The organism is Suttonella ornithocola (assembly GCF_001889065.1).
GTDB lineage: Bacteria > Pseudomonadota > Gammaproteobacteria > Cardiobacteriales > Cardiobacteriaceae > Suttonella_A > Suttonella_A ornithocola.
The window spans coordinates 1-15,351 of record NZ_LWHB01000100.1 but is presented as its reverse complement, the minus strand read 5'-3'; the positions used below and the strand labels follow the sequence as shown (position 1 = coordinate 15,351).

Sequence of the window (15,351 nt, the reverse complement as noted above, 5' to 3'; positions counted from 1 at the left end):
TGTAATTGTCATGGACAATGCCGCTTTTCATAAACGCAGTGATATTCAAGCAATCATTGAAGAGCATGGGCATGAGATAGTTTGGTTACCCCCTTAATAGTCCAGACTTAAATCCCATTGAAAAGATGTGGGCTTGGATTAAGCAAATACGCAAAGAATGGCGGATGGATTGTATTGATACTTTATCCTTTTATCTGCTTTGGATTGGATTGGGTTTTAGATGATTTCACTATATCTGCTAGAACTTCCCCAGAAAGTGTTAAACCGCCTGCGGTAATACCATCAACATTGACAACAGGAACCACCGCGCCAATTACCGTTGGGAATTGAATCAATCCTTTCTTATCTAATTCTTGACTAAGGGCAGCATCCGAAGCACCGAAATCAACCGTGCCTGCGTCAATCTGCTTAATCCCGCCAGAAGAGCCAATGCCTTGATAATTGACTTGATTACCGCTTTGCGCTTTATAAGCTTCCGCCCATTTTGCATAAACGGGTTGCGGAAAAGTTGCGCCAGCACCAGTAATATTAGCCGCTTGAACTGCAGCACTAAAAGCAATAGCACTAGAAAGCATTAAAGTAGAAAGCACAAGTTTCATTAAAATCTCCTACATAGATTGGTGAAAGTGATAGAAGTTATACCGTGCTTTTGTTACCAAAATATGTCTTGCGAATAAAAATAACAGTAAACCCCCATAAACGTGCACTAATGCTTGATACACAGCAGTTATCATTGAATAATGAGGAAAAATATTCATTATTTGGCAAATAAAATGACGCATAAGATTTACTACCGCATGACTTTTTTTACCCTTAGTTTTATTCTCGTTATATTGGGATTTGAGGTTTTCGGTTGGTAAGCGTGGGAAAAGGGTGAGTTATGGAAAGTGGTGATAGCGTTGCTCTTAGAAATAATATTGATGATTTGCTATGGCTTGCTATGGCAGCGGCGTAAAGTGCCTGCGTTGGTGATTGATGAAAAGGGATTAAGTATTCAAATAAGCCCTTTCGCAAAAAATCATGTGCGCATTGCATGGCAGGATATTATCAATATAAATGAGTATGTGTATTATCTTAGAGGCATCAAGCATACAAGCATCTATATTACGCTGACGCTAGACGCGCTGATGCGCTTGTATTATCCAAGCTACCGCGCGCTCACGGTGAACAGCCCTTTAGCTGAAGCGAGCTTTATCATCGCGTTGGCAGAGGGGCGCATTGCAAAAAATAAAAAAGAGGATCAGCTCCGGTTTTATACCAATGGCTTGACGCTCAAGCATCAAGCGCTATTATCGCTGCTTAAGAAAAAACATCAGGCGACTATGGCACATCACTGAGGTGAGTTCTTTTGCTTGTTGCGATATCTGACAGCGTAGACGATAAATGATAAAGTATGGTTATTTAACTTTGAGAGAAAAGATAGATTGTAATAATACCTAATCTAGACAACTTAGTAGCGTGAAATTTTTGCTCAATTTTTTGACTACACGGTATTTGAAGTTACGTACAGATACTGTAAGTTGTTTTTTCTCTTGTGGCGCAAGACGCATGCACCACGAAAAAACGATTGATGAATGTTCTTGTTTTTAAGTTAAAGCACAATATCATTTTTACATTGACTGTTATCTAAGGAATATTATGCCGTTCTTTCGCCGTCTTTTTTATATCGTATTGTTAGGACTTTGCTTTATTACGCAAGCGCATGCTGCCTGCGAACAACCGATTAAATTTGGCGCATTAACATGGGAAAGCGGGCAATTTACCACCGCGCTGCTACGCATTCTGCTTGAAGATGGTTACAGATGCCCGACAACAGAAATTCCCGGCACAGGTCCAGCGTTAGAAACCGCTTTATCTCAAAATGATATTCAAGTAATTGCTGAACAGTGGGTTGGACGTTCAGAAGTAATGCAAAAAGCGGTGAAAGACGGTAAAGCAGCAGTGATTGGCGATACTCTTCAGGGGGGCGCAAAACAGGGTTGGTATATCCCTGCTTATACTTTAAAAGCGCATCCAGAATTAAAACGTGTGGAAGGTTTAGCAACAGCGGCAAAATATTTTATCGACCCTGAAGACCCAACAAAAGCGCGGTTTCTAAATTGCCCTAGTGGTTGGACGTGTGAGATTTTTAATACGCATTTATTAAAAAATACAGGGCTTGCTAATCAATATAATAATGTTCATCCTGGCACGGGAGCAGCATTGGATGCTGCAATTGCCTCTGCATACGCACAGAAAAAAGATGTTTTATTCTATTACTGGCAACCAACCGCCTTTATGGCAAAGTATAATTTTAAACCGATTGAGTTTCCTCCGTACGATGAAAACTGTTGGAATCAATTATTACAAGCGAATAGTCAAACCCATTGTGTTTCTGGCTTTCCAAGTTCTCAATTAGCTATAGCTGTTTCGACACCATTTCGTGAGCAATATCCAGATTTGGTGCAATTATTTGAACGAGTACAACTTACACCAGAGCAACTAAATGGCGCAATTTTAGCGATGAATGAACATCAACGCAGTGGTGAGGTGCAAGCGCGAGTATTTTTAAAAGAGCATCCTGAGCTTTGGCAAAGATGGTTAGGCGATAAGGGACAAAAAAGTTTTGAAAGTGTGCAGCAGCAAAGCAATGCTAATAATACTTCTTTTTTCCCAGAATGGTCATTACAGGCAGTGATGAACCGTAATTTACAGACATTGGTACAGAATTATGGCGCATTTTTTCATAAAATTAGTGATTTTACTTTAGGGTATCTGTTATTGCCCTTAGAAAAATTGTTGATGAAAATACCGCCTTGGCTATGGTTATTAACAGTTTGTGGACTTGCTTGGCACGCTACTCGTTGTTGGATACGTAGCGCAGTTTTTGGTATTGGATTATTTCTTATCGGTGCATTTGGGTTATGGAATGCTTTGATGCAAACCATCGCTTTATTGATTGTTTCGGTTGGTTTAACGGTTGTGCTAGGTGTACCGCTTGGTATTACTATGGGCTGTAATCCTCGCTTACGCCGAATAGGAGCGCCAGTCTTAGATGTGATGCAAACAATGCCAAGTTTTGTTTATCTCATTCCAGTACTGATGTTATTTGGTCTAGGCAAAGTTCCTGCCGTTTTTGCAACGGTAGTATATGCACTCGCACCGTTGGTGCGCTTAACAGCATTAGGTATTGAACAGGTCAATCCTCAACTACGCGAAGCAGCGCAATCTTTTGGTAGCAGCCGTTGGCAATTATTGCTTTGGGTGCTATTACCGTTAGCGAAACCTAGTATTATGGCAGGCATTAACCAAGCGGTGATGATGTCGTTATCTATGGTGGTGTTAGCATCAATGATTGGTGCACCAGGGCTTGGCGAGCCTGTGTTGCAAGCGATTCAAACGCTGAATATTGGACAAGGTATTGAAGCTGGTACTGCAATTGTCATCCTCGCGATTATTATTGACCGTATCACTCAAGCCTATGGACGCTCAAAACGACAAAAGTTAGCGGATAATAAAAATTAGTTTTTCTTATATACACCTATATAAGAATCATGAAGACAGTCTTATATAGTCAAATCAGCTAAAAAACAGAACGTTATCTACCGCCAGAATGGCTAGATAAGGGCTATAGGATGTTTTGTTTTTTAGCTGATCGCACTATATAGGTGTAGAGGATTGGGAATGATTTTATTTTATTTATTCTGTAGGTAAGAATTCACTGATAACATCGTTTAAAAAGGCAAATCCTAATTCTGTGGTACGAAAGTACTGTTTGTCATCAATGAGTAATTTTCGCTGAATCAGTTTGTTTAGTGTTTCTGCAATTTCTTTTTCTTGAATAGCGGTTCGCTCACTTAGAAGTAAACGTGGAACCCCGTTTTTTAAGCGAAGGGCATTCATCATAAATTCAAATGCTTGTTCAGATTTTGGAATTATCTCTTGCGCATCTTGATAGGGATTCGTTGAATGGCTTTGCGCGGATTGATAGGTAACAGGGGAACGATATTTACGATTACGGATGATTTTTCCTTCTCGCGTTGTTAATTTTCCATGCGCACCGGCACCAATTCCAATGTAGTCGCCATACTGCCAATAATTAAGATTATGTTTTGAGGGTTGATTAGATGTCCATGCGGAGGTTTCATATTGTTGGTATCCTTGTTCCCGCAAAAAGGCAGCGCCTGTTTCGTAAATGCGTTGTTTATCGTCTTCATCTGGTATAGCTGGCGGTTGGGTATAGAAAGGAGTATTTGGTTCTAAGGTCAGTTGATACCAACTAATATGTTCGAGTTGATAAGCAATGGCTTTTTTGAGATCGCTTATTGCTTGTTCTGGTGTTTGTTGTGGTAAAGCAAACATTAAATCAATGTTGATACGAGAAAATCCTACTTTTTGAGCAGTTTCTATCGCTTTATGTGCTTCTTCATCGTTATGAATACGTCCTAAGCTTTGGAGGTGTTTGGGGTTGAAGCTTTGAATACCCAAGGAAAGCCGGTTAACGCCTGCTGCTTGATAAGCAGAAAACTTTTCCTGCTCAACTGTGCCTGGATTGGCTTCAAGCGTTATTTCAGCATCTGGAGCAATGTTTGCTTGTTTTTGTAGCGCATTGAGAAGTGTTTCAATACTTTTACCGCTAAATAGGCTAGGAGTTCCCCCCCCAATAAAGATGCTTTGTATGGTGCGCCCATCGTAATCGTATTGAAAATCTCGTAAAAGATGTGCGATATAGGCTGATTCATCGGGCGCAATTTTTAAGGTATGCGAATTAAAGTCGCAATATGGACATTTGCGGACGCACCATGGAATATGGATGTAAAGTGAAAGAGGAATGGTATGAGACATTACTCTGTAGCGGTAAAATTTAAGGGTAGGCTTTGTAGATATTTTTGTAATCGACGTTGATGTTTGCCCGGTTTTTTTTCTTGTGTTTCTTCTGGTTTTTCAGACGCTTTTGCAAGGTGTTTTTGTGTTTCTCTGACCAGTTGACGAACGTATTGGATATCTAAATCTTGGTATCGGGCAATGAGTTCGTTGTAGATATTTTTATCGTTTTGAAGTAGGCGAACTATTTCTGATTGAATTTGTTGTATTTTATGACCGGTATGAAGATAGGGGTGGTTGATGTGCTCATGTGCGTGTCGAATGGCTTCGGGATTTTGTTCTATCATCAAACGCGTGAGGTAATTTAAATGCCGTTGGTAGGCATTACCATTGAGTCTTTTTCCTTCGATAAGTGCAGCAATTAGTGCTTCATTGATAGGCAGTAAAGGATATTGTTGCGCTGGTAGCTTAAGCAGTTCTTCTGCAAATGCTTTAATGGCATCACGTTCTCGCTTGAGTGCGCTGCGATTTTCGCGAATAACGCGACCTTCTTCATCGTATTGTTTTTCTTTTTCAGTCATTGGTAAGTTTTTTTTGTGGTAAGGGTGGCTATAATAGCTGCCTTTTGACCGAATTTCGAGGGACAATAGAATGATATGGCGGTCTTTTTGGTTAGGGCTGATTTTTTGGTGCGTATCTTATGGCGCATCTGCGCAAGTCGTTAGTCATTTACCAGCAGCAATTGCGCAGATAATGAATGAGCATCAGGTAGATTCAAATGGATTTAGTTTACTTATTCAAGATATTGAGCAGGAACGTCCTCTTGCAATGTTAAATGCTCAAACCAAACGTTCTCCAGCTTCGTTAACGAAATTATTAACGACTTCTGCTGGTTTGATTAGGATGGGGGCAGATTTTCGATGGCCGACACGTTTTTATGTCGATCATTTACCTGATGCAAATGGGGTTATTGAAGGCAATTTATATGTTCAAGGGGGAGGCGATCCTTTTTTAGTAGAGGAGCGTTTGCGTCAGTTTTTAGTTGATTTGCGTGAAAAGGGTGTGCGTCATATTACCGGTGATATTGTATTAGATAATTCGCTATATTATTTACCGCCTGAAGCAAGAGATAATGAGTCTTTCGATGGGAATAAATGGTCGGCATATAACGCGGTACCGCATCCTTTAATGGTAAATTTTAGAACGGTTAAGTTACGCTTATTGCCTAGAGGAAATAGAGAGGTTTCTATAGAGTTATATCCTAATATTGCTAATTGGAAAATTAATAATCAAATGCGTATTTCTTCTGCATCATGCGAAAAAAATTATTCTCCTTCACCAGATATTGAGCGTGATGCTAAAGGTTATGCGGTTGTTACGTTAACCGGTAGCTATAGTACGGCTTGTGGCGCTAGAGAGTTAACGGTTGTGATGGGAGAAGCAAGCGAACAGTTTTATTATTTGTTTCATGATTTATGGTATGAGATTGGCGGTACTTTTGATGGCGGTGGACGAATTGGTCAGGTTCCGTCTTCAGCAAAGTTACTTTATACAGGGTTATCTGTTCCGCTTTCTGAACAAATTCAGAAAATGAATCAATATAGTAACAATGTAATGACTCGACAGTTGATGTTAACGCTTGGCGTTTATGCGCATGGTGTGCCTGGCTCTTTGGAAAAAGGACGTAAGGCGATTATAGAAACTTTATCCGCTTTTGGTGTACCAACTCAAGGAATGGTTGTTGATAATGGCTCAGGTTTATCAAGAGAGACTCAGCTAACGGCACAACAGCTGTTAACATTATTATTGAATATGGCAAATAGTTCTTTTAAATCTGTATTTTTTGATTCTCTATCAGTGGCAGGAGAAAACGGAACGTTGAAGAAACGTTTTCGTGGTGAGGAAATGGCGGGTAAGGTGGTTGGAAAAACGGGAACTTTAGATCAGGTTCGTGGATTGGCTGGATATGTCTTTGCAAAAAGCGGACATGTTTATGCTGTGGTCATGATTGGGAATGGTAGGGATGCTGTGAAAAGTCGCTATATGCAAGATGATATTTTACGATGGGTGTATCAACAATGAATCGAAGATGGTGGTTAAAAGCAGGGGCATTAGCACTTGCAGGATGCGGAGTAAAATCTGAGGTTAGCGAGAAAAAGCCGGATTTATTTCAACAGCGCTTATTTGTTTTACCAGATGAAGTTAAACATTTACCGTTAGCAAAGCAAATGCAGGCCAGAGGTTTTACTTTTGGTGCGAAAACGTTTATTCGTATTTTTAAGAAAGATCGTTTTTTAGAGATATGGCAATTGCGACCAGATGGTGAATTTCATCTTTATCAGTCTTTTCCTATTTGTGTTTATTCAGGGGAGTTGGGACCTAAGTTGCGTGAAGGAGATAAGCAGTCTCCAGAGGGTTTTTATGAGGTTGGACTTAATCAATTAAACCCTAATAGCCGTTATCACTTGTCTTTTAATTTGGGCTTTCCGAATGCTTATGATAGAGCGCATGGCTATACAGGGAAATATTTGATGGTTCATGGTAATTGTGTTTCTATCGGCTGTTATGCGATGGGAGATGAGCAAATTGAAGTGATTTACGCCATTGTACAAGCAGCTTTAAGAAGAGGACAACTGGCTGTTCCGGTACATGTTTTCCCGTTTCATTTGACTGAAGAGAATCTTAAGCTTTATAGCAATCATCGTTGGTATGAGTTTTGGCGTATGCTAAAGCCGGGATATGATTATTTTGAGCAACATCATGTTCCACCAAAAATTTCTGTTTCAGATAAACAATATGTTGTTTCACCACCTCTTGGAGAGGAAAGACGCATATTAGAGTCAAAGGGATCATTGTTTGCGTCTAAAGATTAAATAAATGAGAGAGATAACAGGATGATAAAAAAAGGGCTTTTAGTATTTATTACGAGTTGCTGTGCTGTGGTTATGGCAGAATCTAAACAAGAGGCAAAATATTATTCTTTAGCAACGGGTTACTATAATGGTCTTTATTACTATACGGGGACTCAATTATCAGCTTTACTCAATAATGCGGGCGGTTTGCCTTGTGGTGAAGGCGGTAGCTGTGGAGTTAATGGTTTAGTTTTAAAAAATTATAGTAGCACTGGTTCGATGGACAATTTAGCACAGTTATGCGCTGGAGAAGTTGATTTTGCATTGGTACAATCCAATTTAGTTTATATGGCGTATAAAGGTATCGGTCCTTTTGAAACTAAAGCATGTCCGCAGATACGTGCAATTGCCAGTTTGTACCCAGAGTTATTACAAATTGCTGTTCATAAAGATAGCAACATTCATTATCTAACTGATTTAAAAAATAAAAAAGTTGCTGTAGGGGCGATGAATTCCGGTACATTCGATGGAATGAAGGAGATTTTAAATGCAGCGGGCATCAATTCTACAGAAATACAATTCAGTCACGGCAGTTTAAAAGCCTCTGCTGAGGCTTTTTCTCATCATCAAGTTGATGCGTTTGCTTTTTTTGCGGGCATCCCAACGCCTGTTTTTCAAATTTTAGATAAAAAAGCTGAGTTGAAATTTTTATCTATTACAGGCAATGGTGTTGAGAGTTTATTAGCCAAAAGTCCTTATTATCGACAAGCTGTCATCGATCAGAAGATTTATTCTGAAATAAGCACTACTACTCCAACCGTTTCTGTGAATGCTTTATTAGTGACAACGGAAAAAGCAGATAAGGCATTTATATATCAATTTACTAGCCGTTTATGGGATATCAATAATCAACCTTATTGGTTTACAAAACGTCTTTTAATTGACAGTTTTCAGTTGGAAAATTCTTTAGATGGTATCGGTATTCCTTTACACGATGGCGCAAAGAAATATTACAACGAAATTGGTAAGCGCTTCTAATTTTTGCGTAATTTAAACAGTATTTAAAACCCCCCTTAATTTGCTCTAAATAGAACAGTTATTAAGGGGCTTTTAAAGTATGTTTTATGAGTTGTCAGGCATGTCTATTGGCGCGCGCCAAGGTAAGAGCCCTGGGCTACACGCTCAATAAAATCTAGTTCTCGATCAAACTGTCTTAAGATATCGTCCATAATATCTTCTTCTGTAAATCCATAAAGGTTATAGTTCTGTCCGCCTTGTCGTAAAAAGACTTCTGCTGTTGCGTATTTGCCTGGCATTCTTTTACGCGTACGAATACGTCTTCCTAGATGAGAAAATTCGGGCAGGTCATACGCTCGAAATCGAATGCCATAATGAAAATCTATAAGGTCTTTATGTCGTACTTGAAGGAATGCCCGCCTATGGTGAGCATCATATTCCACAATACAAGGCCATTCTTGGCGGTTCAGAATATCTGCAATTCTTTTCATAGCGTTATAGGCAGTGGTTTGAATAAATTGCTCAACCGCTGCGCCATTAGGTGGTTCAATTAAGTTTTCAATACGCGTTGTGTATTTTCCTTCAGTCTGACTTTCTGGTAGAGGTTTATTCATACTGGTTTGCTTAATTCGTTCAATAATTAAGGCACGAATTAAAGCAATCGCAGCACTAACCAACATAATTGCAGAAGGTAAAGCGATTAACACCGTAACGGCTTGTAAAGCCGTTAGTCCACCGACTGCTAATAAAGCAGCGGTTAGTAAGCCACAGATAATTGCCCAAAAAAGTTTAACATAACCTTTATTCTGTTTTCCGTTTGCCGTGATGGTGTCAATGGAAAGTGCCGCAGAAGCATTACCGGTAATAACACCAGCAATCAACATAATTAACGCTAATCCTGACAAAATCATTGTAGCGGGGAGATACTTAAACATAGCAAATATTCCTGTCGCTTTATCTCTAAGAATTTGAACAAGTAATTCACTATGATTTTGTTGAAGGATTTGATAAAAAGCAGTATCGCCAAAGGTTGAGAACCAAAAAAAGTTCAAAATACTAGGGATAATAATGACTGCGGTAATAAATTCTCTGATGGTACGACCACGACTAATTTTGGCAATAAACATTCCAACAAACGGTGCCCAAGCAAGCGTCCAAGCATAGAAGAAGATCGTCCAGTTACCAATCCAATCTCCGCCTGTATATGCCTGTAATGAGAAGCTACGCGCAATAATACTATTAAGATAATTTCCTGTATTTTCTAGAAAAGCTTCTAATATGAATCGACTAGGTCCTAGAATAAATACTAGGATTAGTAATGTAAACGCAATACGCACCACCCATGTTGAGAGCGTTTTCATTCCACGATTAATCCCAAAACTCAATACGGTAACCGCTGAAAGACTACCAAATGCTATGATAGCCAGTTGAATCAGTAGGGTTTTCGGGATAATAGGGAAAAGGTAATGCAGTCCAGCATTAATTTGTTCAGCAGCTAATCCTAAACTCGTTGATATACCAAATAAAGTACATAAAATTGCAATAATATCTAGTGGCGCACCAAAATTACCAAGAACGCGTTTTCCAAAGAATAGAAAAAATGGGCTTCTTAATGAAAAAGGAAGACCATGTCTAAAGCTAAAATAAGCAATAACTAAGGCGGTTAAGCCATAAACCGCCCAAATATGGAAACCCCAATGGAAATAGGCAATCTGCATGGCAGCTTTTGCGGCGTCTAAGGTTTGAGGCGTGCCTTCTGGGGGATTGGCATAATGTAGAACAGGTTCCGCTACGCCAAAAAATACTAAGCCAACGCCACAGCCTAAAGCAAAAAGCATCGCAAACCATTCGCCAAAAGCATAATCTGGTTGGGCATGATCAGGTCCCAAACGAATTTGTCCGACTGGACTAAAAGCGACAGAAATAAGCGTGATAAGCATAAAAGCGACTGTTAGCATGTAAAACCAGCCAAAATTAGCAGTGGTTCCTTTAAGCAGCTGGCTAAGAATATTTGCGGTATCAGTCGGAGCGATAGTAGCAGCTAATACAAGTGCTGCTGTCACGCAAAGTGCAGGAAGAATAACAATACGATTTTTCATGAATTAAATAGTGTTTCGGCGAAGTGTGCCAAGATAAATAGAAATTAGTGTTAATCCACAACCTAGCCATTGAATAGCAGTAATGGGTTTAGCAAGTAAAGTAGCATCAATAATAATCGCAGCTACAGGTTCAGAAAGCAAAATAAGACCTGTCAGCGCAAGACTTAAGCGTGGAATAGCGAAAACTACTAATGCCCAAGCGCCACATTGCATTACTATACCATAAACAGATGTCCAAAATAGGCTAGAAAGTGTGCTAGGAAAAAAAGCGCCATCTGCTAATAAAGCAATAGGAAACAGGATAATGGTACCGGATAAGTTAAACAATAACATCAGAGGAATAATCGGTGTTGGTTCATATTCGTGTACTTTACGAACAGCGCTCATAGAAGCAGCTAATGCGCCACCTGATAATACACCGCTGATAAATCCCCAAGCTGCACGTTGATTATGAGCAAATTCTGGGCTAGCAATCAGTGCTACTCCTAAAATAGCAATATTTAAACTCAGAAGTTGTAAGCGATTAGGACGTTCTTGAAAAAAGAAAAAGCCAATGGCTGTTATAAAAAAGATTTGTAGGCTATTGAGTAAAGTTGAAATGCCAGGACCAACAGCATGAATGCTTTCATGCCACAAAGATAAATCAAAGGCAAAAAAGATACCTGCTAAGCAAGTAAAAAATAAAGCTTTAGGATGGCCGGGTAAACTTTGGTGACGAAAAAGGAAAATTCCTACAAAGACAAAACATGCCAGTAATAATCGCCAAAAGGCGATGGCATAGCTATTGATAGGAACAAAGGCGACGATTAAGCTGCCTAAGCCAAATACAATACAGCCAATGAGTAAACCAATAATTGCAGGGGTATCGTTTTTTGCTTTGGCATCCATAAATTATCCGCCAACTGCCCATCGCATGAGTAATGTAGAAAGATATCCGCCAACCGTTCCAACGGCATAGCCAAGAATTCCTAATAAAACGCCAACAGGTGCTAATGCAGGATGAAAAGCCGTTGCGACAATGGGTGCTGAAGATGCTCCGCCAGTATTCGCATTTGAACCAACACAAAGGTAAAAAACAGGAGCACGAATAATTTTAGCCACAATAAAAATAAAAATAACGTGCAAGGTAATCCACAGTGTGCCTACTAATAAAAGTTGCCAATATTGCCAAATTCCACGTAAATCAATTTGCATTCCAATAGCAGCAATCAAGATAAAGATAAAAACAGTTCCTAATTTTGAGGCGCCTATATGATCTAATTTGCGCGCTGGCGTAAAAGAAAGAGCAACACCAAAGATAGTAATGCTAATCACCATCCAGAAAAAAGGGCTATGTAAGCTATATTGGTCTGCCCAACTAATATCATTGAATAGATTAGCAATTTGTTTGCCTAGCCAATCAGCTAAGCCAGAAGCCGCAAAAGTTAAACCAAAAATGAGCATAAAATCTCTAAGCGTAGTAATGCGCGCATGCTCTCTTTCATAATTTTCTACAGCAATAATCAGTTGGTTAATTGCTGAAGTATCTGCTTTTAACCAACGATCAATTTTTTGATGATGTTTTGCGATAAGGAAGATCACTAATAACCATAATGATGCATTGGTGGTATCAACTAAAATCATTGTGCCAAACATAGTGTCGTCAACTTGAAACAATTCTTTCATTGCCGCTTGGTTAGCCGCGCCACCAATCCAGCTCCCAGCAACTGTTGAAAAACTTCGCCATAGAGTATCGTCAGCAAAAGCTTCTGGATGAATGTATTGGTAAATCCAAAGTGCTAATGGACCGCATATAATAATTCCTATACTAGCTGCAAAGAACATTGCTAATACTTTCCAACCCAAACCAATGAGTTTAGGAACATCCATGGATAAAGTCATTAGAAAGAGCGCAGCGGGCAATAGCCATGTTGCAGTAAAAACATAAATGGTTTTGCCGACACCGGGTGCAAAAATGCCAAAAGTATTTAGTCCAGCAGGGATAAAACAACATAGAACAATAGCAGGAACGATAGCATAAAAGCGTTTCCAAAAAGAATGAGTGAGACCAGAAGTATAAAAAATCAGGCCAACAATACCCATTAACGTGCCAAAGGCGAGAGCAATAGAAGTAATCATGTTATTAAGCTATGGTGATTGGTTTTTTGTAGATTATAACTTGTGAAAACAAAAAAATTGAATTTTATTCTTTCAAAAAAAGATTAAATAGGAGCTGTATAGAATTCAGAAATTGAAAAAAGATAAGCAAAGTCTCACATTCATGTTTACTACAACAAAATACAAGGCACTACTTATGACACAAACCATGCTCAAAGATGAACATTGGCACAATGCTATAGCAGGGCTCCCAAAAAATGCATACAGAAATGGTGGATAGGATACTGTTTTTAAAGTAGATATTAAGGTAGCGTTGTATGCATTTTTTGGGAAGTTGGCTATACATACTATACCGCGTTAAATAAACGTCTATGACAAACCCAATTTAAGACTCGCTCTTGAAGCAATGTTATATCAAATAAGAGTGGGATGTCCGTGGCGAGGCATATTTGAGTATTTTGATAAATGGTATGTTATCTATCAACAGTATTGGTACTGGCGTATCACAGGAAAATGACAAAAGCTTATATTGATAATAACGCAAGACTATGATGGAGAATGGTTATTTATTGATAGTAGTGTTGTTAAAGTGCATCAGCATAGTTTTGGAGCAGCGAGTCAACAATATGAAGCTCTTGGTAAAAGTGTTGCTGGCAACAGCAGTAAGATTCATTTAGTGGCTGATACTTGTAGTAATCTGGTTATCATTGAAGTGAGCGCTGGTCAGCGACATGACTCATAAATGGCAATTACTTTAATTGAGCAAACAGTCAAAGAAGATATTGAGGCTGAACTGCTCCGGGATGATTGGAGCCTCATCAAGAGGGCGTTCAAAATTCTGTGTCATTCCTCAAACACCGAAGGCAAAAAAGAACCCATTGGCTTATACTGCTCGGAAACCGAAGGGGCAAACGATTGACTCTCTGTACTGACGGACTTACATAACCGTGGCGTGGAAGATATTCTCATGACTTGTGTGGATGGCTTAAAAGGTTTTCCTGAAGCGATACAGGCTATCTTCCCCAATACTGAGGTGCAACTGTGTGTGCTTCAGCAAATCCGTGAGCAAAAAGCTTTCATGCAGGATTTAAAGCCTGTATATAAAGCGGTCAATAAAGAATCAGCTGAATTGGCGCTTGATAGGTTAGAAAACCTTTGGGGTAATAAATACCCTGCGGTGATTAAGTTTTGGCGGGATAAGTGGCATTTGCTAAGTCACTATTTTAAATATCCTGAGGCGGTGAGAAAGCCCATTTATACCACCAATGCGGTAGAGGCAGTCCATCGTCAATTCCGCAAGTTAACTAAAACTAAAGGAGCGTTTCCTAATGAAACCAGTTTGCTCAAACTCTTATATGTTGGTATGTTAAATGCCAGCGAAAAATAGACAATGCCGATTCCTAATTGGGGACAGGACAATGATGCAATTGTCTATCTATTTCCCTAGTCGGTTAGATGCCGTGATGAATCTTTAATTAACCTGACACAGAATTTTTAACGCCCTCCTATTCTAGTAAAGTATGCTTACTTTATTCATCATTCAGTTATCTTAACATTGTAACTATTCTAGTAGGCTTTTGCTATAGCTGAATGTCTTTAACTCACATATAGTGTTAGCTTGTTTTACCGTACTGAGGTTGGCTGTCTGTAGTTCGTCAGTTTGTATGTAAGCTAAACCTATTCAGCTATATATTTCCCCACAGACTTCGTCATCTTGTTGCTTACGCTCTAAAGCAGCTATTTGAGATTCTGTTAACATATGGTTTTTTTCGGCGACTTTGGTTTCTAAGTCTTTCAGGCGTTTCCTGAAACTTTCTAGATGATGACTTAAGCAGATACTACGCACACCACTGGCAGAAACAAAAATGCCTCTTTCACGTAATTCATTACTTACTCTTGTTTGACCATGTACCGATTCTTCAATGGCATAAGCAACCACTGCTTCTTCTACCATTGGATCTGCCCGATTTTTCAAATTCACTTTGCGCCGGTTTTGATCAAGTAAGGCTTCGCCCCCACTTATTCTACCGCTGCTTTGTAACGGTAAAAAGTGTCTCGGGATAATTCCATGATTTACAGGCTCAAGAAATATTGACTAGTTTTTCGGACAAATTTGAAGCTAACCTTGTGTTTGAGGACTTTTTCATTATTATGAAGCATATAGCCAAATCCCCAAAAAAGCATACAACCTTAACTCAATATCCACCTTGAAAACAGTGTCCTATTATCAAGTACTGTATGCATTTTTTTGGAGCTTTACTATATAGTGCAATCATCTAAAACCCAACCCAATCCAAAGCAGATAAAAGAATAAAGTATCAATACAATCCATCCGCCATTCTTTGCTATTTGCTTAATCCAAGCCCACATCTTTTCAATGGGATTTAAGTCTGGACTATAAGGGGGTAACCAAACTATCTCATGCCCATGCTCTTCAATGATTGCTTGAATATCACTGCGTTTATGAAAAAGCGGCATTGTCC

General features: G+C 39.2%; 12 protein-coding genes and 4 pseudogenes. 8 read left to right on the top strand and 8 right to left on the bottom strand.

What is annotated here, in order from left to right; genetic code table 11:
* The first annotated feature begins 10 nt into the window (after window positions 1-10).
* Window positions 11-97, top strand: a complete 87-nt coding sequence (locus A5N85_RS17280) for a hypothetical protein (RefSeq protein ID WP_084601705.1) — start codon at window positions 11-13, stop codon at window positions 95-97.
* Window positions 98-191: 94 nt separating this feature from the next.
* On the opposite strand, the pseudogene A5N85_RS08145 reads toward A5N85_RS17280, so the two are convergent.
* Window positions 192-599, bottom strand: a pseudogene (locus A5N85_RS08145) (extracellular solute-binding protein); the annotation flags it as partial.
* Window positions 600-917: 318 nt separating this feature from the next.
* Here A5N85_RS08145 and A5N85_RS08140 point away from each other — a divergent pair.
* Window positions 918-1,337 (top strand): hypothetical protein, encoded by a 420-nt coding sequence (locus A5N85_RS08140; RefSeq protein WP_143143222.1) that lies wholly within the window; start codon window positions 918-920, stop codon window positions 1,335-1,337.
* A 301-nt stretch (window positions 1,338-1,638) separates the two neighbouring features.
* Window positions 1,639-3,504, top strand: coding sequence for a glycine betaine ABC transporter substrate-binding protein (locus A5N85_RS08135; RefSeq protein ID WP_072576787.1), 1,866 nt, complete (start codon window positions 1,639-1,641; stop codon window positions 3,502-3,504).
* A 174-nt stretch (window positions 3,505-3,678) separates the two neighbouring features.
* Here A5N85_RS08135 and hemW read toward each other — a convergent pair whose 3' ends face one another.
* Together hemW and yjgA are read right to left on the bottom strand one after the other, a co-directional pair.
* Window positions 3,679-4,824: a radical SAM family heme chaperone HemW gene (gene hemW, locus A5N85_RS08130; RefSeq protein ID WP_072576786.1), complete on the bottom strand. Its 1,146-nt coding sequence runs from the start codon at window positions 4,822-4,824 to the stop codon at window positions 3,679-3,681.
* A complete protein-coding gene (gene yjgA, locus A5N85_RS08125) occupies window positions 4,824-5,384 on the bottom strand; it encodes a ribosome biogenesis factor YjgA (protein WP_072576785.1) in 561 nt (186 codons plus the stop codon). Before yjgA ends, hemW begins: the two co-directional genes overlap by 1 nt.
* A 70-nt stretch (window positions 5,385-5,454) precedes the next feature.
* Between yjgA and dacB the strand changes: the two genes are divergently transcribed.
* Genes dacB through A5N85_RS08110 form a run of 3 tightly spaced genes read left to right on the top strand, consistent with a single transcriptional unit; the run spans window position 5,455 to window position 8,693 of the window.
* Window positions 5,455-6,885 carry a D-alanyl-D-alanine carboxypeptidase/D-alanyl-D-alanine endopeptidase gene (gene dacB, locus A5N85_RS08120; protein WP_072576784.1) on the top strand — a complete coding sequence of 477 codons (1,431 nt, stop codon included), beginning with the start codon at window positions 5,455-5,457 and terminating at the stop codon, window positions 6,883-6,885.
* A complete protein-coding gene (locus A5N85_RS08115; RefSeq protein WP_115306117.1) occupies window positions 6,882-7,676 on the top strand; it encodes a L,D-transpeptidase family protein in 795 nt (264 codons plus the stop codon). Before dacB ends, A5N85_RS08115 begins: the two co-directional genes overlap by 4 nt.
* A 21-nt stretch (window positions 7,677-7,697) precedes the next feature.
* Window positions 7,698-8,693, top strand: a complete 996-nt coding sequence (locus A5N85_RS08110; RefSeq protein ID WP_072576782.1) for a TAXI family TRAP transporter solute-binding subunit — start codon at window positions 7,698-7,700, stop codon at window positions 8,691-8,693.
* Between the two features lie 104 nt (window positions 8,694-8,797).
* Here A5N85_RS08110 and A5N85_RS08105 read toward each other — a convergent pair whose 3' ends face one another.
* Genes A5N85_RS08105 through A5N85_RS08095 form a run of 3 tightly spaced genes read right to left on the bottom strand, consistent with a single transcriptional unit; the run spans window position 8,798 to window position 12,889 of the window.
* Entirely contained in the window at window positions 8,798-10,771 is a 1,974-nt protein-coding gene (locus A5N85_RS08105) for a BCCT family transporter (RefSeq protein ID WP_084601704.1), read from the bottom strand.
* A 3-nt stretch (window positions 10,772-10,774) separates the two neighbouring features.
* Window positions 10,775-11,659 carry a DMT family transporter gene (locus A5N85_RS08100; protein WP_072576781.1) on the bottom strand — a complete coding sequence of 295 codons (885 nt, stop codon included), beginning with the start codon at window positions 11,657-11,659 and terminating at the stop codon, window positions 10,775-10,777.
* A 3-nt stretch (window positions 11,660-11,662) separates the two neighbouring features.
* Window positions 11,663-12,889, bottom strand: coding sequence for a DUF819 family protein (locus A5N85_RS08095; protein ID WP_072576780.1), 1,227 nt, complete (start codon window positions 12,887-12,889; stop codon window positions 11,663-11,665).
* Window positions 12,890-13,229: 340 nt separating this feature from the next.
* Here A5N85_RS08095 and A5N85_RS17275 point away from each other — a divergent pair.
* Together A5N85_RS17275 and A5N85_RS14655 are read left to right on the top strand one after the other, a co-directional pair.
* Window positions 13,230-13,607 (top strand): annotated as a pseudogene (locus tag A5N85_RS17275) (transposase family protein); the annotation flags it as partial.
* Between the two features lie 114 nt (window positions 13,608-13,721).
* Window positions 13,722-14,343 (top strand): annotated as a pseudogene (locus tag A5N85_RS14655) (IS256 family transposase); the annotation flags it as partial.
* A 215-nt stretch (window positions 14,344-14,558) separates the two neighbouring features.
* Here A5N85_RS14655 and A5N85_RS16545 read toward each other — a convergent pair.
* A pseudogene (locus tag A5N85_RS16545) lies at window positions 14,559-15,028 on the bottom strand (helix-turn-helix domain-containing protein); the annotation flags it as partial.
* A 99-nt stretch (window positions 15,029-15,127) separates the two neighbouring features.
* Window positions 15,128-15,351, bottom strand: a 224-nt coding sequence (locus A5N85_RS08075) for a transposase (RefSeq protein WP_211268109.1), incomplete at its 5' end; no start/stop codon positions are given.

What these genes read in the sequence shown, in the direction of transcription:
- A5N85_RS08135 (WP_072576787.1), top strand. Translation starts at nt 1,639, where the DNA reads ATGCCGTTCTTTCGCCGTCTTTTTTATATCGTATTGTTAGGACTTTGC.
- A5N85_RS08100 (WP_072576781.1), bottom strand. Translation starts at nt 11,659, where the DNA reads ATGGATGCCAAAGCAAAAAACGATACCCCTGCAATTATTGGTTTACTC.
- A5N85_RS08095 (WP_072576780.1), bottom strand. Translation starts at nt 12,889, where the DNA reads ATGATTACTTCTATTGCTCTCGCCTTTGGCACGTTAATGGGTATTGTT.
- hemW (WP_072576786.1), bottom strand. Translation starts at nt 4,824, where the DNA reads ATGTCTCATACCATTCCTCTTTCACTTTACATCCATATTCCATGGTGC.
- dacB (WP_072576784.1), top strand. Translation starts at nt 5,455, where the DNA reads ATGATATGGCGGTCTTTTTGGTTAGGGCTGATTTTTTGGTGCGTATCT.
- A5N85_RS08105 (WP_084601704.1), bottom strand. Translation starts at nt 10,771, where the DNA reads ATGAAAAATCGTATTGTTATTCTTCCTGCACTTTGCGTGACAGCAGCA.
- yjgA (WP_072576785.1), bottom strand. Translation starts at nt 5,384, where the DNA reads ATGACTGAAAAAGAAAAACAATACGATGAAGAAGGTCGCGTTATTCGC.
- A5N85_RS08115 (WP_115306117.1), top strand. Translation starts at nt 6,882, where the DNA reads ATGAATCGAAGATGGTGGTTAAAAGCAGGGGCATTAGCACTTGCAGGA.
- A5N85_RS17280 (WP_084601705.1), top strand. Translation starts at nt 11, where the DNA reads ATGGACAATGCCGCTTTTCATAAACGCAGTGATATTCAAGCAATCATT.
- A5N85_RS08110 (WP_072576782.1), top strand. Translation starts at nt 7,698, where the DNA reads ATGATAAAAAAAGGGCTTTTAGTATTTATTACGAGTTGCTGTGCTGTG.